Raw genomic sequence first — 22644 nt, forward strand, 5'->3', positions numbered from 1 at the left:
CGAATTTTTTTGGCTTCGCACTTACGGGGTTTTAGGTTTAACGCGAGTTCGGTATAACCAATGCGAAAGAGATTATTATGTTGTGATCTATAGGGAGAAACATTGAGTTTCTCGCTTTGCGGCTTTCGTTCGTCTCAGTTCGTTGAACGCGTCTAACGTCTTTTGAAAACGAAAACAGAACTCTCAATCTCCGAGAATCACAAGGTAAAAAATCCGATCCAATAAAAGCCCGCCGAATAGGATTAAGGAAATGAACGAATGGATCCGGTAAAATTTCGGAGGGAAAAAATCATCCCCCGAATTCCTTACAATTTTATGTTCTTGTAATAGAAGAATTCCGGTAGCGGCTAAGAAAATCAAAAAGACCGGTCCCAGATTCGAAATGATTCCCGCTGCGAACAAAAATCCAATACAAAGAACATGGCTGAAAATCGCAATTCTAAGTGAATTCTTTTTTCCGAACCTTGCGGGAATCGAATAAAGTCCTTCCCTTTGATCGAACTCACGATCCTGAAGCGCGTAAAGAATATCGAATCCCGCCAAGTTCAATGCGAGTCCGATCGTCCAAAGCAAAGGTTCGAGAACGATTTCTTCCCGAATCGCGACCCAAGTTGCAAGCGGCGCCAGTCCGATCGAAAAACCTAATATAAAATGACAGAGCCATGTGAATCTTTTCGACAAAGAATAGCCCAAAAGAATCGTCAAAGTCGGAAAAGAAAGACGCCAGGCTAACGGATTGATAAACCAACTCACGATAAAAAATCCGAGAGAGGAAAGAACCACAAAAAGAATCGCCGAACGTTTTGAAATTTTTCCCGCCGGGATTTCACGTTCCTTAGTTCGTTTGTTTTTTGCGTCGATGTCCGTATCGACGATTCGATTGAAACCCATCGCCGCGGATCTTGCGAGCACCATGGAAACCAAGATAAGGATCGAAAGAATCGTCCAATCCGGAACGGATTTTCCGTATGTTTTTAAGAACGCAAGAACGAACGCGATCCCCGCAAAAGGAAGAGCGAACAATGTATGCGAAAACTTGATGAGACTTCCGTACTGCTTGAGAGATGTTAAGGTGGTATTCATAAATCGAATGAGATTTTTAAAATTCCAGATTTCTTTTCCTACATAAAATCAAACTAAAAGCTTAAAAAGCGATGATTTTTTCCGCCTTCCCCAAAGGATATGTTTATGATCGTAACTTTGACAAAAACTTCCACACCGGCAGAAGCGATTCGCTCTTTTTTAAAAAAAATCATTCAAAACCACGGGCAACATTCCCGGTGGTTAAACACGATTTCCTTTTTGGAACATATCGGTTCCCGAAAAATTCTCGCAACCCAAAGCGGTTTCGAGATGGGAGAGATGATTCTCAGGCACGCGTCGGAAGAAGCAAGACACGCCCATTTTTTCAAACGGATGAGCGAACGAGTTTCTCCCGGCTCTTGTCCGGATTATCAAACCGAAAATTTACACTGCGGTTTTTCCGCTTTCTTATACTTTCAAAGACTGGACGGAATGGTTTTGAAAAACCTGACCGCGTTTAGAGGCAAAAAACAATCCTTTCTTTCGTACCTCTATGTTACGCACCTCATCGAAGAAAGAGCCGATTTTCTATATCAAGAATACGATCGGATTTTGGAAGAAAACGGAATTCCGGTCAGTCTGAAAGCGATTCTTAAAGAAGAAGAATCTCATCTTGCGGAAATGCAAAGTGCGCTCCATCGGGAGGATCCCGAATACGAAACGCGTTATGCGTTCTTTCAGGAAAAGGAAGAGAAGAATTATCTGAAGTTCGAACATTCCCTTTTGAAATCCGTCGGATTAAGCTGATCCGAAGATGTTTCGAACCTTCCTCAAACAAAGTTTCATAATTTCCCTATTTTTTTGCATATTCTGTTTTCAGAATGTATTTTCGGAAACGGGCGGTCTCAACGATCGCCCGGTGAGCCTCGTGTTCGTTTGTGAACCTCCTTCCGGAGCGGATAAACCCCGTTATTACAAATCCACTTCCTTATTTTTCAAAAGACTCAAGAACAAACGCGTTCAGGAAAACGGAACGGCGTTTTTCGTCGGATACGGATCTTTTTCCTCCGAGCTTCCCGGAGAACAATTGAACCTGGCCGCGCAAAACGGTTACGATCTTTATATCTTTCCAAAAACCGTATCGGAGAATTTACCGACTTCGACAAACGGCGTTCTCCCTTGGATCGGTTTTCTCGCTGAAAAAAAAGAAGCCGTACAATCTGATAAGAATGTGAAATCTTTTTTTAAAAAAAATAAGAATCGAAAATCCAAAACCGGAAAATTAAAAAAATCTAAACAACGTTTTTTGAATGAAACGAAAGAAAGTGATTTCGAAAATCCTTCCAGTGTGAAAAAAACCGAACAAAAAGGAATTGTTGAATCGAATACGACCGAGTCGGATTCCTCCCAAAAGGAAAAAACAAAACAAGAATCCGTTTCGAAGGATATTTCTCAAACGGAGAGCTCCGGCTCGAAATCGGATATAAAGAAAACAAAATCATCCGAACGTTCTCAGAAAAAAAAGAAAAGTACGGGGAAAGAACGTACTTCCATCAAAAAAGATTCCGAGAAGAAAACGAAATCAACTTCTACCATAAATGATTCGAAGAAAAAAGTAGAATCTTCCTCTAGACGAACTGCAACGAGCGAGAGTTCCGAAAAAAAAGTTGAATCTTCGAAACCACAGGAGACATCGCAGACTACTTCGGCACGACCGACTACTTCAAACGACAAAATCCGAAATGATTCTTTTGAATTGATCTTTGATTCTTTGAAGTTCTGGTTTTCTACCAACACGAATCCGATCGAATTTCCCTGGAACGGAGAAAGAATTCTATTCTTAGCCGGAGACAAAACCGCAGAAGAATGGAGCTCAAGTCTTTCCGAAAAAACGAAAGACATAACTTTCATCCGACTCTTGGATTCTTCCCAAGATTTAAGATTCGACGATGGGATTTATTATACGGGCTGCGCATCTTCTCGGATTCCAAACGAAGTTTCCGTCTTAAATTTTTTCTTTCGAGGGAATCGACTCATTCGACTCAAACAAGAAAGTTTTTCTCTCAATAGCGACGGTTCCGGGAAATCCTGGGAACTGGAATGACGATTTTACTTTTCGCATAGACGTTCCCCGGAAAATCTGGCGTCATGAGTTTGAATTGCGGCATCGTCGGCCTTCCCAACGTAGGTAAATCCACTATTTTTAACGCCCTTACCAAAGCGGGCGCGCAGATGGAAAACTATCCGTTTTGCACCATCGAACCCAACAAGGGAATCGTGGAAGTTCCGGATTTAAGACTGGATCGACTCGCTGAAATCGCAAAACCTCAAAAGATCGTTCCCGCTATCATTGAATTTGTGGATATAGCCGGTCTCGTCAAGGGTGCGAGTCAGGGAGAAGGACTTGGAAATAAATTTCTTTCCCATATCCGAGAAGTGGACGCGATCTGTCACGTTGTGCGCGCTTTCGAAGACGAGAATGTTACCCACGTTCACGGTAAAGTGAATCCCGTCGACGACGCGGCCGTAGTAAATATGGAATTGATTTTTGCGGACTTGGACAGCGCCGATAAACAATACCAAAGAGCCGCTAAAAATGCGAAGAACGGAAACAAGGAAGCGCAGGAAACGGCGGGCGTTCTTGAAAAGATCTTGGACCTTTTAAAAGCGGGAAAACCGGCGAGACTCGCGGATTTAAAAGACGACGAAAAAAAAATTGCGAAGTCCTTTCAATTGATTACCTACAAACCGGTGATGTATGTCGCAAATATTGCGGATAAGGATGCGGCCAAAAAAGACACTCCTTTGCTTCAACAAATCAGACAAATGGCAAAGGAAGAAAACGCGGAACTCGTGATTCTATGCGGTCGTTTTGAAGAGGAAATTTCCGGCCTGGATCGAAACGAACAACTCGACTTTTTAAAAGAGATCGGAGAGACTGAAAGCGGCCTAGATCGTATGATCAAAACCGCATATAAACTTCTGGGTTTGATCACGTTTTTTACCGCCGGTGAAGTGGAAGTGAGAGCCTGGACGACTCCTGTTGGCAGTACGGGACCCAAGGCCGCAGCAGTGATTCATTCCGATTTTGAGAAAGGATTTATCCGAGCCGAGGTTATGAGTTACGAAGACTTGAATAGAGCGGGAACCCAGGCGAAGGTAAAAGAAGAGGGGAAACTCAGAATTGAAGGAAAGGAATATATCGTTCAGGACGGGGACGTGATTTACTTCCGGATCAACGCTTGAAAAAACGGAGGCGATGTGAATTTCTATCGTGAAAAACTCTGCGTTGAGTTTCTTCAGAGCAATCTAAACTCCGACAAATCTTCGGCAAAAAACTTGAAATTTCTCTAAGATCAAACGGGAGAGGATTGCCGTTTTACGATCAAAAAAACAAGTTTGAATAGCGAATCGTAAAGCTCCGCATTGTGAACCGAAAGAATTTTGAATGAAAATTCAAGTCTCGGGTGAAAACAGGATTTACCTTCGCTCCGTGTCTCATTCCATGTAAAGAAATCGATTTTCTTTACGACAGTGAAATCAATAACAAACTTCCAACTTCTCTCCGAACTTAGAACGAATCTGCTTTTTTGGTTTCAGAAAAACAAAAGAGACCTTCCGTTTCGAATCAATAAAAACGCCTATCGAATTTGGGTGAGCGAAATCATGCTTCAGCAGACTCGTGTCACCGCGATGCTTCCGATATACGAAACATTCTTAAAAAGATTTCCGGACCCGAAAGCGCTGCAAGAGGCGTCGGAAGAGGAAGTTATGAGATACTGGAAAGGGCTCGGGTATTATTCAAGGGCGCGAAATTTAAAGAAGGGCGCGAGTCTTCTCGTTGAAAAATACGAAGGTCGTTTTCCGGAAAATTACGAAGAGGCTCTTTCGATTCCGGGAGTGGGAAGTTATACCGCGTCCGCCGTTCTATCAATCGCCTACGGAAAACATCATGCCGTTTTGGACGGAAACGTTAAACGCGTTTTATCAAGATTATTTCTGATCGAATCCGACCCTAATTCAAGTTCCACCAATCAAACCCTGGGAAACTTAGCTCAAGAGTTTTTAACACCCGAGTCGCCCGCAGATCATAACGAAGCGATGATGGAATTGGGCGCGCTTGTCTGCGTTCCGGTTCCGAACTGCTCCGCGTGTCCATTAGAAAATCGTTGTGAAGCAAGAGCCGCCGGAAAGGAAAGAGAAATTCCCGCGTCTAAATCGGTGGAGAATTGGGTGGATCTGGATCTCAATTTTCTTTTTTTGAAATCGGAAGGCCGAATTCTTTTGGTTAAATATACAACTCGAAGATTTTTTAAGACGATCTATTCGTTGCCGTTTCGCTTGGAGGGAAAACATCCCTACGAAAAGGATGAATGGGTGGAAGAAATCTTTTCCGACTCTCGACTGGTGCAAAATTCCTTCCGGGCAAAACACTCGATCACCAACCATAGGATTCAATTGAAGTTCAGCGAACTCGACGAAAGAAACGTTTCTCGAATCGAAAAAATCCTACAAAAGAAAAAAGACATAGAATTCAAATGGGTGGAAGAATCGTCGCTCAAGGAGGAATTTCCATCCTCCATATCCGGAAAACTCGGCAAACTCAGAAATAAAAACAAAAAACAACCGGAACTTCCGGTGGGAATATTATAATATTATGAAAATCAGGTCCACCGGCGCATTCGTAATGGAATTACAAAGACAAAAAGAGTTGCTTGTCATAGAGGAAGAAGTGGATCCAATATTAGAATTGGCTGAAATTCAAAGAAGGGTCGTTTCCAAAAGAGGCCCGGCGATTCTTTTTAAAAACGTAAAAGGTTCCCGTTTTAGCGTCGCCACCAATCTCTACGGGTCCGAAAAAAGAATGAAAATCGCCTTCGGAGAGGACCCGATCAAGTTTGTGCAAAAAATTGCAACTACGATACGGCATATTCTTCCTCCGACTCCGGCTAAAATTTGGGAATTACGAAATATCGCGTTTCAGGCCCTTCGGATCGGGCTCAAAAAAGTAAACACGGCATCCGTTCTGGAAAACACATTAGATTCTTTGCATGAACTTCCGACGATCAAATCCTGGCCGAAGGACGGTGGAAATTTTGTTACCCTTCCCCTGGTTTATACGGAAAGTCCCCAAACCGGAAAAGGAAATCTGGGAATGTACCGGATTCAAATTCATGGTCCGATGGAGACCGGAATGCATATTCAAATCCACAGGGGCGGGGGAAATCATTACCACGAAGCCGAAAAGGAAGGTCGCTCCCTTCCGGTGCATATCTACACGGGTGGCCCTCCGGGTTTGACGATTGCCGCAGTCGCGCCGCTTCCGGAGGAAATCAGCGAATTGATTCTCGCCTCACTCTTGTTAGGTGAAAAGTTGAGGATCAAAAAAGATCCGAATATTTCCCCTCTGCCGATCGTGGCGGACGCGGATTTTTTGATTCAAGGAGTGATTCCTCCCAAAATTCGAAAACCGGAAGGTCCGTTCGGGGACCATTACGGATACTACGCGTTAAAACACGACTATCCGATCGTTCAAGTAAACCGAATTTATCATCGTAAGAACGCGATCTGGCCCGCGACCGTAGTCGGTCGTCCGCCACAGGAAGATCATTGGATCGCGGAATATCTACAAGATCTTTTATCTCCTATGTTTCCCGTCGTGATGCCCGCAGTACGCGGGGTATGGGCTTACGAAGAATCGGGTGTACATTCTCTTGCGGCTGCGATCGTCCAGGAAAGATACGAAGGAGAGGCGTTTACGGGTGCGCTTCGAATTTTAGGAGAAGGACAGCTGTCTCTCACAAAGGTATTACTCGTAACGGATCAAAACGTGGATCTAAAAGATTTTAGAGAAACGTTTATTAGGGTATTAGAAAGAATGAATCCGATTACAGACCTTCATATTTTTGCAAATATTTCCCAGGATACTCTCGATTATACCGGGCCGGAGGTAAACAAGGGAAGTAAGGCGGTGTTTTTGGGTTCCGGCAAAAAAAAGAACGATTTGAAAATCCGCTTCCAAGGAAAGTTCCTTGATTCTTCCTTTAAGGATCCGAAGGTTCCTTATCCAGGAGTTTTAGTCGTTACCGGACGCCAATATAAAACCAAAGACGGAATTCCCGCAAAACTTTTGAAAGAAAAAGCGATTCGGGACTTTTTGTTCGTTTTTATCGTGGACGATGGAGAGGACGCAACTCGTTCCGATCACGATTTCATTTGGTCGATTTTTACCCGTTTCGAACCGGCCGCAGACATCTACGCGGATACGAAATTGATCCGAAATCATCCGGCGTTTTTTCCTCCGATCGTGATCGATTGTAGGATGAAAACCTGGTATCCTCCTTTGACGGAAGCCGACGCAAGGACGATTCGAAAAGTGGACGATAGATTTGGTGGACTGATAGACTCTCTTTAGGAAATTTGAATTCTATGGCGAAAAAAAGATGTATTGTTACCGGTGGAGCAGGTCTCATCGGATCCAATCTCATTCAAGAACTCAACGCTCAGGGGATAGATGATATTCTTGTGGTGGATCATTTGGGAACTTCCTCCAAATGGAAAAATTTGATCGGAAAAAAGTATTCCGATTACCTTGAAAAAGGAAATTTTTTGGACTGTGCGATTCGTTCTTCTTTATTAAAAGATTATGATATTTTGTTTCACCTGGGGGCCTGCTCCTCCACGACCGAAACCGACGCTTCTTATCTGATCGAAAATAACTTCGAATATACTAAGCTTCTTGCGAACGAATCCCTTAAAAACGGAATTCGATTCGTATACGCCTCTTCGGCCGCGACATACGGAGACGGAGTAAACGGATACGACGATAAGACTTCCATCGATTTTCTCAAACCCTTGAATATGTACGGATATTCGAAACATATGTTCGACCTCTACGCTCAAAAACACGGTTTTTTAAATAGAATCACCGGAATCAAATACTTCAATGTATTCGGATACGGAGAAGGACATAAGGGAGATATGAGGAGCGTAGTTCTCAAAGGATACGAACAGATCCGAAAGGAAGGAAAAATTCGTCTTTTTAAATCCTATAAATCGTCCTACAAGGACGGGGAACAAAAAAGGGATTTTTTATACGTCAAGGACGCCGCAAAGATCACCGCCTATTTGGCGTTTGGCGGTTACGGCGGGATCTATAACCTCGGAAGAGGAATTCCCGAAACCTGGAACGATTTGGTTTCCGCAATCTTCGATACTTTAAAACTTCCTAAAAATATCGAGTATATTGAAATGCCCGAAACTCTAAGGGCTAAATACCAATATTACACTTGTGCCGATACGACCAAACTTATAAAAACAGGTTATTCGGAAGGATTTACTCGGTTAGAGGAAGCGGTGAGGGAGTATGTAACCCTCCTCGACGAAGAAGAGGGCACATAACCGATTTTTAAGGATTAACCGTAGATTTTAACGATCGTACGGATCAGATCCTTATATTTTCCGTCTTTCAAATAGTAGAAAACTTGATTGGATTCTTTTCTGCTGGAAAGAATTCCGTTGATTTTCATTTTACTAAGGTGTTGAGAAGCCGCTGATTGGCTGATTCCCAGTAAATCCACAAGTTCGCCTACGCTGTGTTCTTTTTGAGAGAGGAAGAAAAGAATCTGCAAACGGTCAGGGTGAGCGATCCCCTTAATTCCGCGAATTGCCGATTCTAATTGGTTTTTCTTTAATGCTGATTTTTCTTTAGACATTGTTTTACTCTTATTTATATTTCTAAAAGAGGATGCTTTCTCTTTTTAGACCAAAATACCGAATCAAGTTTATTCAATTTTAGTAAACTAGTAAATCTCAATTCGGTAAATTACGGTCTATTTTATTACAATTTTATCTTAATGTAAAGTTCTTTTCTTGCAAAAAATGATTTCCGATTAAATTTTTACTCCACCTGATATTTCTAATACTACTCCGGACACTAAATCGTTGTTAACAATGAATTCGGCGGAGAGGGCAATCTCATAAGGTTCTCCTAATCTACCGATCGGTATAAGTGCTTCCCATTTTTTTAATGCTTCGGGATTCATGTCCTTCATTACCATTTCTGTTTTTATAAATCCGGGAGCAATACCTGCCACACGAATGCCGTATCTACTTAATTCTTTTGCCCATAGTTTTGTCATTGAGGCAACTCCCGCCTTTGCCGCCGAATAATTTGTCTGCCCCGGATTTCCGTGCATCGCAACGGACGCGATCGGAATGATCACACCTTTACTTTTGCATTCTATCATTTGAATGGCAGCCTCTCTTCCGGTTAAGAATACTCCGGTAAGATTAACGTCTATGACCGATTGCCAATTTGCCAAAGACATTTTGGAAACGACTTTACCGGTTTCCTTATCCGTTTTTACCAACAATCCGTCCCTTAAAATCCCGGCGTTCAATACGGCAACGTCTAAACTTCCGAAATGTTTTACGGCAGACTGCATAAGTTTTTCTGCATCTTCTTCTTTGGATACGTCCGCCTTGTAAGAAAAAACTTCCGCTCCTAAAAGTTTGATGTCTTTTTCCGCTTCTTTCAGTTTTTCTTCAGATATGTCCGAAAGAACAATTTTTGCCCCTTTTTTGGCGAAATGTTCCGCCATCGCTTTTCCAAGTCCGCCTGCGGAACCGGTAACGAGTACTGTTTTACCCTTAATGTTCAAGATTGTTTTCCTTTTGTTCTTTGCTTCTTAAGCTGATATAATTTTCCGAAAACGGAATCTCCACCCTCGAAATGGTTTCGTGTTCCCGAGTCATGATTCTGAAAAGTTGAGGATCTATATTCTCACTTTTTAATAAAATCATAATGAGTGCGATTCCAAGTCCCGCTCCTTCGGTATTGTCCATATTATCCATGTAGAACTCCGCGATATCATTGTATGCCATCGCCTTTTTCATTTTCTCCCGCAACCTTTCCTCCTCTTCTTGGATTACCGGAGTATTGTTCGTGACTTCCACCGCGAGTCCTTCATTTGTATACGTAATGTTTAATTTTACTGAAATTCCACGGGCAAGACATCTCTTGCCATATTCATCCACCATTTTCTCCGAGAACTTCGCTTTAAAAGCGGTGATTCCTTTTTCGTAATGTTCAGGATTTCGAATATCCAAACCTTCGTCTTCGAAAAAGACTCTCTTTTGATTCGCCTTAACTCCGTTGATGGACATTTCTTTCGTAATCGTATATAACATTTCGATGTAACGGGTCTGACCGACCTTGGTCAAAATCTCCGTGATGATCTTCAGGACGTAATGTTCCAGTTTGGAGTTCATCCGGGAAGATTGCAGCGTGATTTGGGAGCGCGTTTGGATGAGTTCCGTCAGCTTTTGATCTAAGTCTTGAAAACTTTTTGCCATATTTCTTAAAATCCCCTAGTATAAAAAAACCGAACGCTACAAAATTTCCCTGTCAGTTTCGATAACAAAGAGATGGAATCAATCAAATTCCAGAATTAAGATATTCTAAAAATCGGTAAATCCTCTAAAATAGGGCCGATTCTTTCTTCTATTCTTAAAACTGGAGGATCTAAACTTCCTTTTCTTAAAACCTAAGGGCTGTCGGACTCATAACCTATGGTCGGCAGATTTTTCTCAGAGAATCACAAAAGTTCGTATTCTAAATTCTTCATATTTGAATTTGAAATTTTGTCGGATTCAAACTTATAAGAAGGGAACCTTTATCTTTTGAAAGCCCGTATATTCCGTAGATCGAACGCGTAATTTCAATTTTGTTTTCGGTGCGAGAGCAAAGGAGAATTTCTAAAATTCATGGTTACGGAAGTAAACCAATCTTGAGAGATACAAAAAAATCGTTTTCGAGAAAAAATGATTGCAATCATTTGTATAGTAATTATATGAAGGGTATAATTTGTTAAGTGTTTCGAGGTAAGTATGCTTAAGACCCTGAATATAAGAGATTTTGCCCTGATTGAAGAAGCCTGTATCGATTTTCAAAAAGGAATGACGGTGATTACAGGAGAGACGGGAGCCGGAAAGTCCCTCATTTTGGATGTGATTTCGTCTTTGTTAGGCGGGAAAAGCAGTCCTATGGAAATTCGAACCGGGGCGCCCCGTTATGTGTTGGAAGGAGTGTTCGATCTTTCTAAAAATCCCGTCGCACTGGAATGGTTGAAAGAGAAGGGTTTTCCTTTCGATTCGAAAGAACTTACGCTTCATCGGGAATGTGGCAGAGATGGAAAGTCTCGGATTCTGATCAATCAATCGCTGGCTTCTTCGACCACTCTTCGGGGTTTGGGGGAATTGCTCGCCGAAGTTCACAATCAGAACGATCAGATACTTCTTTTGGATCGAGGCGAACAATTGGATATCATCGATCTTCACGCAGGTCTTGTTCCTCTGAGAAACGAAGTGAAGGAATGTTTTCTCACTTACAGAAGTTTGAAAAAACGTCTGGAGGAATTGCGTAAGAATGAGGAAGAAAAATCCAAACGGATCGAGTTTCTTACCTTTCAAATTCGGGAAATCAAAGAGGCCGATCTTAAGGAAGGAGAGGAGGAAGGACTGATTCAAGAGGAAAATCTTTTGACTCACGGCGAACTTCTTGCGGAGAATTATGAAATTCTATCTTCGTATCTGGCGGACAGCGAGTCTGCGATTCTTCCTTCGTTTCCGAAACTCCTCGGCGCTGCCGAAAAAATCAAATCTATCCAACCGGATTTTTCGAAAACCTTGGATTCTTTGCAGGAAATTTATATTCAACTCAAAGAAATCAATTCGTCCGTTTTGGACGAAAAGGAAGAGGTTTTCTTTTCTCCGGATAGGCTTCAGTTCGTTCAGTCTCGTTTGGATCTGATTTCCAAAATGAAAAAGAAATACGGTTCGGATTTAACTGCAATTCTGGAATGCAAAAACAAAGCGGAACAGGAATTGGAAGCGATGGAAAAAAATTCCAAGAATAAGGAATCGATGGAAGTGGAAATCGAAAAGGTAACTTCCAGACTTGCTTCTCTTTCGATTCAACTTTCCAAAGCGAGAAGGGAATCTCTCATTCGTTTCGAGTCCTCTCTCAAGTCCGAACTGGAACAGCTCGGTATGCCGGGAGCCGCAGTTCAAGTAGTACTGCGTTGGGAGACGAGTCCGGAAGGGGAAATTTCATCTTCCGGTAAAAGTTATATCGTAAACGAATCGGGGCTGGATCAGCTCGAATTTTATTTCAGCCCGAATCCGGGTGAAAAGCCGAGACCGCTTCGTAAGATCGCTTCCGGCGGAGAGGTGTCTAGAGTGATGCTTGCGATTCGTTCTATTTTGGGAGGGCAATCCAACCTAAGGGTTTTGATCTTTGACGAAATCGATTCCGGTTTAGGCGGGGAGATTGCAATGGATGTGGCTCGCAAGCTCAGAAACCTTGCCGCCAATCATCAATTGATTTTAATCACACATTTGCAGCAGATTGCGTCGGCAGCGAATGATCATTTGAAAATCACAAAATCGGTGGAAGGCGGACGTACTTTTTCGAAAGCGGAATTTTTGAGTTTAGAGGAAAGAACCTTGGAACTTGCAAGAATGATTTCGGGTCAGAGAGTTTCAAAAGGCGCTCTTGAACACGCGAAAGAACTGCTGAAAAAACAGGCGGTCTAGTTGCCGATTTCCCGATTTGGATTCCCTATAAAAAGGAGGTACGCGAATTAGAAAACTGTTTGGCAGCTACAAGAGAGTTTTAAACTCTACTCAAGGGGAGAATTTTACTCAAATGTTTTTAGCCAAATCCGATTCTCTAATTTCTGCAATTCCTCCGGAATCCGTACCGATCGTTATCGTTTTAGTTTCCATTATCGGTTTTACAATCATCATCGAAAGGCTCATTTATTTTTCTAAGTGGAAACCGATCCATCCCAACGACTGGCGTTCTCTCAAAGAATTGTTTCGTCAGAAAAATTGGAACACTGCAATCGATTATCTCAAGGGTTTGAACAACGGACCGTCCGTTCTCGTTCTTCAAGCCGGTGTCGAATCTTCGCTTAAAAATTTAGAGGCAGCGGAAGAGGAGATGCTTTCAGCGGGTTTTGCGCAGATTCTAAAAATGGAAAGATTTCTTTCCGGACTCGGGACGATCGCGACGATTTCCCCTCTTCTTGGAGTTTTAGGAACCGTACTAGGAATCATTCGTTCTTTCGAAGAAGGTTCCGGCACGAGAGGAGCTGAAGTAGGGATCAGCGAGGCCTTGATTACCACAGCGATGGGACTTGCGATTGCGATCCCAGCCTATGTTGCCTATAACTACTTTCAAAAGAAAAAGGAAGATACGATTGCGGAAATGGAAAACCTTTCCGGTCAAGCTCTCAAATATCTGAAATAAATATGAAATTCAGAAAGTTTCGATCCTCCACAAGCAGAACGGGCCAAATCGAATTGGCGCCTCTCATCGACGTTATTTCTTTTATCGTTATTTATTTTTTGATGAATGCGACTTTGGAGAAATCGACGGTGATGAAGATCGAACTTCCTCGTTCCTCTTCGACTGCACAAGAAAAGAAAAAGGACGAACTCGTGATTACGATCAATAAGGATGGCAAGGTTTTTTTGGATAAGGATACTGATCCGGTTCCATTGGAAAAACTTACCGAAAAAATCAACGTTTTCCTGGGTCCTCCGGACAAAAGAGAACCGGGTAAAAACCGGGTTATTATCCGTGGCGACGGAACCGCAAGTTATCAAACTGTGATCAAAGTAATCGATAAGGTAAATGAGGCAGGAGTAAGCAAGTTTAACCTAGCCATGGTAAGACAAACTGGTTCCGGAGAAAAATAAATTCCGGTTTGGACGGTTTTGATTCTGGTTGCAAATATCCGGTGGCTTTAGTTTTTACTTTGAAACGAACATTCTCACCAATTTTAAAAGGTTCCGTATTCGCGATCCTTTTAGGACTTTTATTCTATTCGGGTGAACTGACCCAAATTCTTTCCAAACGGAACGACTTTTTCGGGAAGACCATCAAAGAAATCAAATTCAAAGGAAATAAAAATACTCCCGACGGCGATCTTGAATCGATGATTGAGATGAAAGTCGGTAAGACCCTTACCAAAAAAATACTCGATCGGGATTTAAAGAATCTTTTTAACTCCGGTTTTTTCTATTTCGTCGATATTCAAGCGGAAGATTTGCAGGACGGAGTGAAGATCATCTTTGATCTCAAAGAAAGACCTCGTGTAAAGGAACTAGAGTTTGTAGGCGCGGACGAGGTTTTCCCCGCAGATTTAAGAGATAAACTTCCTCTCAAAGACAACGAAGTGATTACACCTCAAAAGATCACAAAGTCCAGAGATTTGATTCTTCAGAAATACAGAGACGAGGGATTTTTCCTAGCGTATGTAAAAGTGGAACTGGGAAAACCCGATCCAAAAACGAATCTGGTTCGAGTCCGTTTTATCATCGATGAAGGAGAAGAGATTCCCGTTTCCAAGATCAACGTTTACGGCAACGAATCCATCGAAACTTCTGAAATTCTTTCCGTCATGGAAATGAAGGAGGAAGGCGTTTTCGAAGGTGGAAATTTTAAGGAATCTTCCTTTGAAAAGGACAAGGATACGATCGTCGCTTATCTGAAAAGTAAAGGTTATTTGGATGCGGAGTTGATCCGGGAAGGAACCAACTGGGAGATACATTGGGAAAATCCGGAAAAAAAAGACCGAAGAGTTATCATCGTAAACATTAAAATTTCCGAAGGTCAGGTTTATTTTTTCAACGGTTATACGCTCAATCACGATATGTCTTTGGACGGAGAAGGAAGACCTCTCTTCCTGAACAAGGAAAAAAATCCTCCGGAAACAACAAAGGACGAATTGAAACCGCTTTTTGTTCCAAAAGAAATCGAAAGAACTCTGGATTACAACGACGGAGACGTCGGAGTGATTTTCGACGAAACCCGTTTTATGCGGGATCGTGGAGCCATGAACGAATTGTACAGTTCTAGAGGTTATCTATTCGCACAGGTGATTCCTCGTAGAAAGGTGATTTCTCTCGATCGCGAAAATTTGGAATACTACGAGAATTGTTACGGCCGTAAATCCGAGGAAGAAAGAAAAATCTGCGAAAACGAATATTCCCAACTTCATATCAAACGTCTGAGGCAACTCTATAACACCAAACCGGAGTTACACGGTAAAAAATTCGTTCACGTGGATTTTAATATCCGAGAAAACAATCTCGCCTATGTGGAAAACGTCGTCATCAAAGGGAATAAAAAAACTCAGGATCGTGTGATTCGAAGGGAACTTCTTTTTAAACAGGGAGATCTGTTCAACTCCATTCTGGTCAATCGATCCCGGGAAAGAATCTACAACCTGGGTTATTTTAAGGAAGTGAACTTTAACATGAGGCCGGGTTCGGATCAGACGAAAATGAATCTGATCATCGAAGTTCTCGAACAACCCACCGGAACGGTTTCCATGGGCGGCGGTTACGGGACGATCACCGGATTTTCCATTTTTACCGAAGTCGGTGAAAACAACTTAAACGGAACGGGTCAAAAAATTTCGGGACGTCTTGAATTCGGTCCGTTTCGAAGACTCTTTCAGATCACTTGGACGGAACCTTGGCTTTACAATAAACCTTGGTCTCTTTCTCTTTCTATTTTTTACTCTTCTAGAATCTACAACGTGGGCGCCGTTTCGATTACGGAAAACAATAACCAACAATCCATCAAGGAACAGGCCGTTTACTCCAGGGACGGGGTCGGTTTTACGGTCGGGATCGGTCATAGGATTTTTATCAACTGGACTCATTTTCACAGATATTCTCCGAGTATCTACGCTTCCACAAATCCTTCTTCCCTTGTGTCGGATCAGGTTCTTGCGGAGGTTCGTAGAGGTTGGCAGTTCCGTTCTCAGGTTTCGAACGGAATCGTGTATGACATTCGGGATAACGTTTTTAATCCTACACAAGGTTACGATTTACTTTTTCAGATGGACAACGTCGGTCAGGCTCTCGGCGGTCAATCCCACTTCGATCAATATAGGATTCTTGCGGAGTACTACCACACTTGGTTCGATTACAGCCTTTTCGGACTTTTTAGAAACAACGCACTCAGACGTTGGAGAGTCGTTCAAGAATTCAGAAGTTCCTCGCTTTTTACCTATCAAAGAGTTCCGTATTACGGAAAACAGGATCCGATTCAAAAGCCGTACATTCAGTTGCAGGACTTACAGTTCTTAGGCGGTTACGAATCTCTTCGCGGTTGGTTTTATAACGACGCAAAATATCCTACCGAATGGAGGGACGGGGCCGCGACTAGGATGATCTTCGGTTCGGAACTTCGTTTCCCGATCGAACCCACCTTACTTTGGTTAGTCGCCTTTTTCGACGCGGGGGCCTTGTATGAGGAAGTCAACCGAGCGACCGGGGTCCGAAGGGATTTGTTCACCACCTATGACCAAAGGGTAAGAGAAGCTCAATTGAAAGATCCGGTCGGATATGCGCTTGCCAATAACTACAATCTGAACGCTCTTCGAAAAGCCGATTATACGTACGAAGAACTCAATAATCCGGCTAACCTCGTACTTTCCGGAAATAATGTCGCTTTGGATAAGTTCCGATTTTCCTGGGGAATCGGTCTCAGAATTCAGATTCCGGTTCTTCCCCTTCGAATTTACTTCGCGCAGAAACTGAAATACACTGGAGTTGCGGATCATCCCTTTACAAAATTTGAATCCGATAATGCGTTTCAGTTTGTATTCGGGATCGGCGATTATAGGTTTTGATCGTGGATTCCTCCTTCCTTGTCGGTCTGAACGAAGAACAAAAAAAAGCCGTCTTACAAGTAACCGGTCCCGTATTGATCTTAGCGGGAGCGGGCTCGGGCAAAACTCGAGTCATCACACATAGAATCGCAAATCTTCTCGTCAATCACGGGATCGATAGAATCTGCGCTGTGACCTTTACCAATAAGGCCGCAGCGGAAATGTTAGAACGGGTAAAACACTTAGTTCCGTTTTTACCTGCAAATCTTCAGATCAAAACGTTCCATTCTCTTTGTCTTTACATTTTGAGAAGGGAAGCGGCTTTTTTCGGATTTGACGGAGGGTTCACCGTTTACGATACGACTCTTCAAGAATCCCTTCTCAAACAAGTCGTAAAGGATCTTTCCTTGGATCCGAAGTTCTACAAACCTTCCATGCTCGGAAACTACATCAGCGGTTTGAAAGACAAGATGTTGTCTCCGGAAGCTTATCTGGAAAGGGAAGGTCGCACCGATTTTTCAAAGGCAGTTTCGGCGATTTACAAGGAATACGAAAAGAGAAAGGATTCGAGCCGTGCCTTCGACTTCGGAGATCTCATCTGGAAAACGGTTCAACTTTTTCAAAAGTTTCCAGACGCGATCGCCAAATACCGCCACAAATGGGAATACGTGATGGTGGACGAATACCAGGATACGAACAAGGTACAATATGAACTCGTACTTCTTCTCGCGGGTGAAAAAAGAAATCTCTGCGTCGTTGGAGACGACGATCAATCTATCTATTCCTGGAGAGGCGCCGATATCGGAAATATACTGAACTTCGAAAAGGATTTTCCTGAAACCGTGGTTATCAAACTCGAGGAGAATTATCGTTCTTCTTCGAATATCATACTCGCGGCTTCGAAAGTGATTTCGAACAACACACAAAGAAAACAAAAAGAAATCTTTACGAACAATCCGAAAGGTTCGCCGGTCGTATTAAACGAATTCGAAAACGAATCCGAGGAAGCGCACGGAGCGATTCAGAGAATTCGCTCCGCGTATTCCGGCGGAACCGAATATAAGAATATTGCAATATTCTACAGAACTAACTCTCAGTCCAGATATTTCGAGGAGGCTCTTAGAAACGCGGGAATTCCGTATAAAATTTTCGGAGGTTTTCGATTTTTCGACAGAGCGGAGATCAAGGATTTTATTGCGTACTTGAACGTGGTTTCCAATCCGCTCGACAGTGTTTCTCTCTTACGAATCGTAAACTATCCTCCGAGAGGAATCGGAGATTCCGGAATCGAAAAAATCCGTGAATTCTCACTGGAAAAAGGCATTTCTCTTTTGGAAACCTTGGGACAGGAAGACATTCCTCTTAAAAAAGCGGCCAAGTCAAAGGGAAGAGAACTTTATAATCTATTCGGCGATTTGATTGAAAAATCCGAAAAGGGTTCTTCTCCTTCCGAAATCGCATTAGAACTTTTGAATCTTTCCGGTCTCATGTCCCACTTAAAGGACGAAGGATCGGAAGAATCGGTCGCTCGTTTGGAAAACCTTCAGGAACTCGTCAACTCGATCGAGGAATACGAAAAAAATTCCAATTCTCCCTCTTTGGAAGAATACTTGAATCAAATCAGTTTGATCACAAGCGAAGAAGATACGAAAGAGCTAACGGACTACGTGAACCTCATGACGGTGCATAACGCGAAAGGTCTAGAATTCGAAATCGTTTTTCTTTCTGGATTGGAAGAAGGCACATTTCCCCATAGCATGAGTTTGGAGGATTCTCATTTCGGAGACGAAGAGGAAAGAAGACTTTTTTACGTCGCTCTCACACGCGCTCAGGAAGAATTGTTCCTGAGTTATTGCAGGACTTCCAGAAAATTCGGAAAAGTCGAAGATCGAATCCCATCCCGATTTTTATCCGAGGTTCCAAGAGAATGTTTTGGAGATAGAGGTTATGCAAGCCGAGAACGCACGGCAAGAAGGCCGCAAGGGCCGCCTCTTGCATCCAAGGTACGAGAAACCGAAGAAGAATTCGATTCCGGTTTTTCTCCGCCGCCGTCTCCGGACAACGCCTTTCTAAAACCGGGAGATCGAGTCAAACACAAACAATTCGGAATCGGAACCATTTTGACGGTTTCAGGCAGGGAAAAAAATACGAAAGTTGCGATCCGGTTCGGAAACGTGGAGAAGAACTTTTTTGTTGCCTACACTCCGCTTGAGAAATTATAAGGAAGGGGTAAGTTTGTCCGTTTTAAAATCCGATATTAATAACGGAAACAGGAAACTCAGATGAAGAATATACTCGCAATCTCTCTTATATTTCTCTTTGCCTTTGCCGGCCTTCAGGCGGGAAAGTCGCAAGGTCTCGTGGAAGAATTCAACAAGGTGGAAGAATTCAACAAGAACGTAAAACTTTCGGACGTAATGAAAAAAGCGACTTTGGAAAAGAATCTTCTTTCCGCAGTAAAGTATACGCTTCATCATAGATATCTCGAGTATAAGGAAATCACGAAGGATTTGAACGCGGAAACTATGCTCTACGAACCGCAAAAGGGAACGTATACGGTTTACGTAAAATTCAAAAAATATCTTTTCTTTTACAGTTTCAAAATGGATCCCGAAATTTATCTTCAAACTCCCGAAAACGAAGTGTTTTATCTTCGTCCCGAGAATTTAGACGACCCGCATAAGGAAAATACGACCACCGACGGTAAAGCCGGAAAGTAATTTCCGTTTCGAGTATTTTCTTTTTTGAATCCGATTCAATATCTTCAGCCCGCGGTAGATTCCGTTTTGGAAGCGGGCAAAATCGTATTAGAAATCTATCATTCCGATTTTAAGGTCACCGATAAGGGAAAAAACGATCCCGTCACCGAAGCCGACCTAAAAGCCGGGTCCCATATTTCCGAAAAATTACATTTTTCGAATATTCCAATTCTCTCCGAAGAGGATTCAGAAAAAAAGGATATTTCAAAATTAGAAGCGGCTTGGATCTTGGATCCGATCGACGGAACCCGCGAATTCGTACATAAAAATCCGGAGTTTGCGATCAGTCTGGGTTTATCCGTACGAGGAAAAGCGATCCTAGGAGTGATTTTTAATCCGGTTACGTGCGAACTGATCTACGGAGCCGAAAATTTAGGCGTCGTTTATCAAAAGGCGAAAACGATACCCGATTCGTTTTCCATTGAGTCCCGAAACTTTATAAAAATGTTAAACGACTCCGAGCCTGCAAAGAAAGTCCTCATTTCTAAAACCGAGGAAAGAGAAGGATTGTTTTCCTCCTCCATGATTCCTTCCGGTTGGGAGTTTTCTGCGATGGGTTCGATCGCATATAAACTCGGCTTGGTGGCGGCGGGAAAGGCCGCGCTTTCGGTTTCCTTAAAACCGAAAAACGATTGGGATATATGCGCAGGAATTGCACTTGTAAAGGCGTCCGGAGGTTCCGATCTGGAAATTCGATCCGGTAAACCCTATGAATTTCAAACGAAGAACGGTAGAGGGGAAGGACTTATCGCAGGACATACTCCGTCTCTAAAGCAGGTTTGGGAAAATTCGAAATCGTCCTTTCAATCCGGTTTGCGGGACTGGAATTGATTTTTTCGGTAGATATATGAAAAAAAAAGAATATTCAAAAAAAGGAATTTCGCCGATAAGGATCGGCATAGATGCCAGGCCCTTTTCCACTCCCGTTTCCGGCGTGGGTAAGATGATTCATAGCGCTCTGCTTGATTTGGGAAAGGATCCAAGTTTCGAATTTTATCTTTTTTCTCATAGAGATCTTCATCCTAGTTATGCGAACCTTCTGAATCTTCCCGGAATTCGTTTTATTAAGGGAGAGGGATTTTTTTCCAAAAAAGGAGGGCTTTATTTTGCGATCGCTCTTCCGCTTCAACTGAGAAAAATTCCGCTCGATCTTTTCTGGGGAACCCAACAAGTATTTCCTCCTTTTCTTTCCAAAAAAACGGCGACCGTCCTTACATACAACGATTTGGTTGCGTATCGTTTTCCGGATACGATGAGAACTCTCGCGAGAATTCAGCAAAAGTTCTATCTTTCCCGTTCGGTCCGACGCGCGGACAAATTGCTTCCGATTTCGGAATCGACTCGAAACGAGGTCGCGGAGTTCTTTCATATCCCGTTCGAAAAGATGCAAGTGGTTTATCCCGGAATCGAACTTTCCGAATTTAAGGGTTTACTTAAAAAAAAACCGGGCGAAAGAGTGGATTCCCTCCCTAAAAAATTTTTTCTTTCGGTTTCAACCGTCGAACCCCGAAAAAATTATCAATTTTTATATAACGCATACATTGAATATTCAAAATCTGTAAAATTAAGTCAAAAGATCTCTTGGGTAATCGGCGGAAAGGCCGGTTGGGAGGACCCGGCGTTTATCGAAACTCTTCGAAGTCAGGACAGCCAAGCGGCCGGGATCTTTTGGATTGAAAGTCCGACAGACGTAGAACTTGCTCACATGTATCGTAAATGTTCCTTATTCGTATTTCCTTCCCTATATGAAGGATTCGGGATTCCGCTTTTAGAGGCATTAAGTTTTCAAAAACCGGCGATCGTTACAGATCTTTCGGTGTTTCGGGAAATCGGTGGGAATAAAATTCGGTATTTGAAACTCGAAGAAAACCTTTGGACTCAAGCGCTTTTGGATTTTTCCAAAAAACCGTATTCCGGAAAGAAAGTGGATATTCAAAAATTCTATCGAAGTGCTGCCGCAAAGACGATCGTAAATCAAATCCGAGAAGTTCTGAAATCGAAGAACCCGGTCTAAGCTCGTTGAACGGAAATGTGGGAACTCCCGCAAAATTCAAGATCTACTGTAAAATGTGGGAACTCCCGCAAAATTCAAGGTCTACCGTAAAATGATGACTAAAGTTGATTTTACGATAAACCTAAAACCATTTCTTCCAACCGTCGAGTCGAGTAAGGGTTCCGGAAAATTCCAATCCGATCTTAGAATCGATCTGGAGATGAATTCTTTTCCGATCCAAAGGTTGGAGTTTCGCAGAAAATCCTTCTTCCTCATTTTGAAAGTGAAGATAATCCGGAAGGAACTCGAGTTTTCGTTTTTTCTTTGAATTTGTCTCGGTCAGACTCAGAGGTATCAAAAAAGATTTTGAACTTTCCTTTCCTTCTAAGAGGATCAAAAGTCGATTTTCCTTACATTCCAATTTTGCCCTTCGATTTGTCTCCGAAAAATAGGGTTCCTTTTGTGCGGGAGTGGAAATCATTCCTGAACCGGAAAATCGATCGTTCTTAAGATAGGATAGAAATTCTTCAGGACCTGAGAAATAATTATAGAAGATCGGGTTCACTGGAGTGAACCTAATTTGAAGGGAACCGTTTTACTGAAAAGATTTTTTCCTTTTACTTTCCTACCGTTTCTTTTACTAGGATGGGTTATGTGGAATTTTCGTCCGATTTTAACGTTCGTTGTTTTTCTGGTAGTCTCTTGTAATTTTTCCAAGGAAGAATCGATTCTCTATAAACTTTCCTTATACGATTTGGACGAACGTCCCGTTTCTCTCAAGGAATATAAGGGAAGGGTTTTACTCTTGGATGTTTGGGCCTCTTGGTGCGAACCTTGTAAGGATGCGGTTCCGGTTTTGGAAAAACTTTCTAAAGATTTGCAAGGGAAGAATGGCGTTCTTTTAGGAATCAATACCGAACCGGAACTTTCCAAAGAGGAACACTTGAAAGCTGCACGCGAGTTCGGAATGACATATCCGTTTTTTGTGGATCGAAATTTTACGTTCATCAATCAGTATAAGGTGGAAGGGCAACCGGCTCTGATCGTATTTAGCCAGTCCGGAACCCTATTGAAAATTCAGTACGGCATTCAAGAAAAAGATTATCCGAAGTTAAGGGCGAGTTTTTCGAATTGGTTCGATGCACCCTAGGTATTGTATAACAAAGTAAATAAA

General features: G+C 42.5%; 20 protein-coding genes. 15 read left to right on the forward strand and 5 right to left on the reverse strand.

Annotation, left to right across the window (positions count from 1 at the left end):
- Positions 1-183 precede the first annotated feature (183 nt).
- Positions 184-1083, reverse strand: coding sequence for a 4-hydroxybenzoate octaprenyltransferase (locus LEP1GSC194_RS08160; RefSeq protein WP_036041786.1), 900 nt, complete (start codon positions 1081-1083; stop codon positions 184-186).
- A gap of 105 nt (positions 1084-1188) precedes the next feature.
- Here LEP1GSC194_RS08160 and LEP1GSC194_RS08165 point away from each other — a divergent pair, with 105 nt between their 5' ends.
- From LEP1GSC194_RS08165 to rfaD, 6 genes are all read left to right on the forward strand, one after another.
- Positions 1189-1830, forward strand: a complete 642-nt coding sequence (locus tag LEP1GSC194_RS08165) for a ferritin family protein (protein ID WP_017810022.1) — start codon at positions 1189-1191, stop codon at positions 1828-1830.
- A gap of 7 nt (positions 1831-1837) precedes the next feature.
- On the forward strand, positions 1838-3127 hold the full coding sequence (locus LEP1GSC194_RS08170) for a hypothetical protein (protein WP_020773097.1): 1290 nt from the start codon (positions 1838-1840) through the stop codon (positions 3125-3127).
- 44 nt (positions 3128-3171) lie between these two features.
- Positions 3172-4269, forward strand: coding sequence for a redox-regulated ATPase YchF (ychF, locus tag LEP1GSC194_RS08175; protein ID WP_020773128.1), 1098 nt, complete (start codon positions 3172-3174; stop codon positions 4267-4269).
- A gap of 288 nt (positions 4270-4557) precedes the next feature.
- Positions 4558-5676, forward strand: coding sequence for an A/G-specific adenine glycosylase (gene mutY, locus LEP1GSC194_RS08180; RefSeq protein WP_020773145.1), 1119 nt, complete (start codon positions 4558-4560; stop codon positions 5674-5676).
- A 4-nt stretch (positions 5677-5680) separates the two neighbouring features.
- Complete coding sequence (locus tag LEP1GSC194_RS08185; RefSeq protein WP_020773150.1) at positions 5681-7438, forward strand: UbiD family decarboxylase; 1758 nt, start codon at positions 5681-5683, stop codon at positions 7436-7438.
- Positions 7439-7452: 14 nt separating this feature from the next.
- Positions 7453-8424 (forward strand): ADP-glyceromanno-heptose 6-epimerase, encoded by a 972-nt coding sequence (rfaD, locus tag LEP1GSC194_RS08190; protein WP_020773134.1) that lies wholly within the window; start codon positions 7453-7455, stop codon positions 8422-8424.
- Between the two features lie 14 nt (positions 8425-8438).
- On the opposite strand, the gene LEP1GSC194_RS08195 is transcribed toward rfaD, so the two are convergent.
- The 3 genes from LEP1GSC194_RS08195 to LEP1GSC194_RS08205 form a co-directional block, all read right to left on the reverse strand.
- Positions 8439-8738 (reverse strand): ArsR/SmtB family transcription factor, encoded by a 300-nt coding sequence (locus tag LEP1GSC194_RS08195; RefSeq protein WP_000031888.1) that lies wholly within the window; start codon positions 8736-8738, stop codon positions 8439-8441.
- Positions 8739-8915: 177 nt separating this feature from the next.
- Entirely contained in the window at positions 8916-9686 is a 771-nt protein-coding gene (locus LEP1GSC194_RS08200) for an SDR family oxidoreductase (RefSeq protein ID WP_020773103.1), read from the reverse strand.
- Positions 9676-10380, reverse strand: a complete 705-nt coding sequence (locus LEP1GSC194_RS08205) for a hypothetical protein (protein ID WP_020773108.1) — start codon at positions 10378-10380, stop codon at positions 9676-9678. Before LEP1GSC194_RS08205 ends, LEP1GSC194_RS08200 begins: the two co-directional genes overlap by 11 nt.
- Before the next feature lie 534 nt (positions 10381-10914).
- On the opposite strand from LEP1GSC194_RS08205, the gene recN reads away from it, so the two are divergent.
- The 8 genes from recN to LEP1GSC194_RS08245 all read left to right on the forward strand — a co-directional run bounded on the left by recN (position 10915) and on the right by LEP1GSC194_RS08245 (position 21491).
- On the forward strand, positions 10915-12621 hold the full coding sequence (recN, locus tag LEP1GSC194_RS08210; RefSeq protein ID WP_020773152.1) for a DNA repair protein RecN: 1707 nt from the start codon (positions 10915-10917) through the stop codon (positions 12619-12621).
- A 112-nt stretch (positions 12622-12733) separates the two neighbouring features.
- Entirely contained in the window at positions 12734-13339 is a 606-nt protein-coding gene (locus tag LEP1GSC194_RS08215; protein ID WP_020773173.1) for a MotA/TolQ/ExbB proton channel family protein, read from the forward strand.
- 2 nt (positions 13340-13341) lie between these two features.
- The gene (locus LEP1GSC194_RS08220) at positions 13342-13791 is read left to right on the forward strand and encodes an ExbD/TolR family protein (protein WP_017807627.1); all 450 of its coding nucleotides are present in this window, start codon (positions 13342-13344) and stop codon (positions 13789-13791) included.
- 41 nt (positions 13792-13832) lie between these two features.
- A complete protein-coding gene (locus tag LEP1GSC194_RS08225) occupies positions 13833-16739 on the forward strand; it encodes a BamA/OMP85 family outer membrane protein (RefSeq protein ID WP_036041798.1) in 2907 nt (968 codons plus the stop codon).
- Between the two features lie 2 nt (positions 16740-16741).
- The gene (locus LEP1GSC194_RS08230) at positions 16742-18940 is read left to right on the forward strand and encodes an ATP-dependent helicase (protein WP_036041800.1); all 2199 of its coding nucleotides are present in this window, start codon (positions 16742-16744) and stop codon (positions 18938-18940) included.
- Between the two features lie 60 nt (positions 18941-19000).
- Positions 19001-19438, forward strand: coding sequence for an LIC11625 family surface-exposed protein (locus tag LEP1GSC194_RS08235; protein WP_020773132.1), 438 nt, complete (start codon positions 19001-19003; stop codon positions 19436-19438).
- A 24-nt stretch (positions 19439-19462) separates the two neighbouring features.
- On the forward strand, positions 19463-20308 hold the full coding sequence (locus tag LEP1GSC194_RS08240) for a 3'(2'),5'-bisphosphate nucleotidase CysQ (protein WP_020773168.1): 846 nt from the start codon (positions 19463-19465) through the stop codon (positions 20306-20308).
- A 16-nt stretch (positions 20309-20324) separates the two neighbouring features.
- Positions 20325-21491, forward strand: a complete 1167-nt coding sequence (locus LEP1GSC194_RS08245; RefSeq protein WP_020773126.1) for a glycosyltransferase family 4 protein — start codon at positions 20325-20327, stop codon at positions 21489-21491.
- Between the two features lie 121 nt (positions 21492-21612).
- Here LEP1GSC194_RS08245 and LEP1GSC194_RS08250 read toward each other — a convergent pair whose 3' ends face one another.
- Positions 21613-22035: a hypothetical protein gene (locus LEP1GSC194_RS08250; protein ID WP_020773092.1), complete on the reverse strand. Its 423-nt coding sequence runs from the start codon at positions 22033-22035 to the stop codon at positions 21613-21615.
- Between the two features lie 87 nt (positions 22036-22122).
- Between LEP1GSC194_RS08250 and LEP1GSC194_RS08255 the strand changes: the two genes are divergently transcribed.
- Complete coding sequence (locus LEP1GSC194_RS08255) at positions 22123-22620, forward strand: TlpA disulfide reductase family protein (protein ID WP_036041802.1); 498 nt, start codon at positions 22123-22125, stop codon at positions 22618-22620.
- Positions 22621-22644: the final 24 nt, after the last annotated feature.

The sequence above is a fragment of the Leptospira alstonii serovar Sichuan str. 79601 genome, assembly GCF_000347175.1.
Classification (GTDB): Bacteria; Spirochaetota; Leptospiria; order Leptospirales; family Leptospiraceae; genus Leptospira; species Leptospira alstonii.

Coding starts and splice junctions, on each gene's coding strand:
- LEP1GSC194_RS08160 (WP_036041786.1), bottom strand. CDS start 1,083: ATGAATACCACCTTAACATCTCTCAAGCAGTACGGAAGTCTCATCAAG.
- LEP1GSC194_RS08165 (WP_017810022.1), top strand. CDS start 1,189: ATGATCGTAACTTTGACAAAAACTTCCACACCGGCAGAAGCGATTCGC.
- LEP1GSC194_RS08170 (WP_020773097.1), top strand. CDS start 1,838: ATGTTTCGAACCTTCCTCAAACAAAGTTTCATAATTTCCCTATTTTTT.
- ychF (WP_020773128.1), top strand. CDS start 3,172: ATGAGTTTGAATTGCGGCATCGTCGGCCTTCCCAACGTAGGTAAATCC.
- LEP1GSC194_RS08185 (WP_020773150.1), top strand. CDS start 5,681: ATGAAAATCAGGTCCACCGGCGCATTCGTAATGGAATTACAAAGACAA.
- rfaD (WP_020773134.1), top strand. CDS start 7,453: ATGGCGAAAAAAAGATGTATTGTTACCGGTGGAGCAGGTCTCATCGGA.
- LEP1GSC194_RS08195 (WP_000031888.1), bottom strand. CDS start 8,738: ATGTCTAAAGAAAAATCAGCATTAAAGAAAAACCAATTAGAATCGGCA.
- LEP1GSC194_RS08205 (WP_020773108.1), bottom strand. CDS start 10,380: ATGGCAAAAAGTTTTCAAGACTTAGATCAAAAGCTGACGGAACTCATC.
- recN (WP_020773152.1), top strand. CDS start 10,915: ATGCTTAAGACCCTGAATATAAGAGATTTTGCCCTGATTGAAGAAGCC.
- LEP1GSC194_RS08215 (WP_020773173.1), top strand. CDS start 12,734: ATGTTTTTAGCCAAATCCGATTCTCTAATTTCTGCAATTCCTCCGGAA.
- LEP1GSC194_RS08220 (WP_017807627.1), top strand. CDS start 13,342: ATGAAATTCAGAAAGTTTCGATCCTCCACAAGCAGAACGGGCCAAATC.
- LEP1GSC194_RS08235 (WP_020773132.1), top strand. CDS start 19,001: ATGAAGAATATACTCGCAATCTCTCTTATATTTCTCTTTGCCTTTGCC.
- LEP1GSC194_RS08245 (WP_020773126.1), top strand. CDS start 20,325: ATGAAAAAAAAAGAATATTCAAAAAAAGGAATTTCGCCGATAAGGATC.
- LEP1GSC194_RS08255 (WP_036041802.1), top strand. CDS start 22,123: ATGTGGAATTTTCGTCCGATTTTAACGTTCGTTGTTTTTCTGGTAGTC.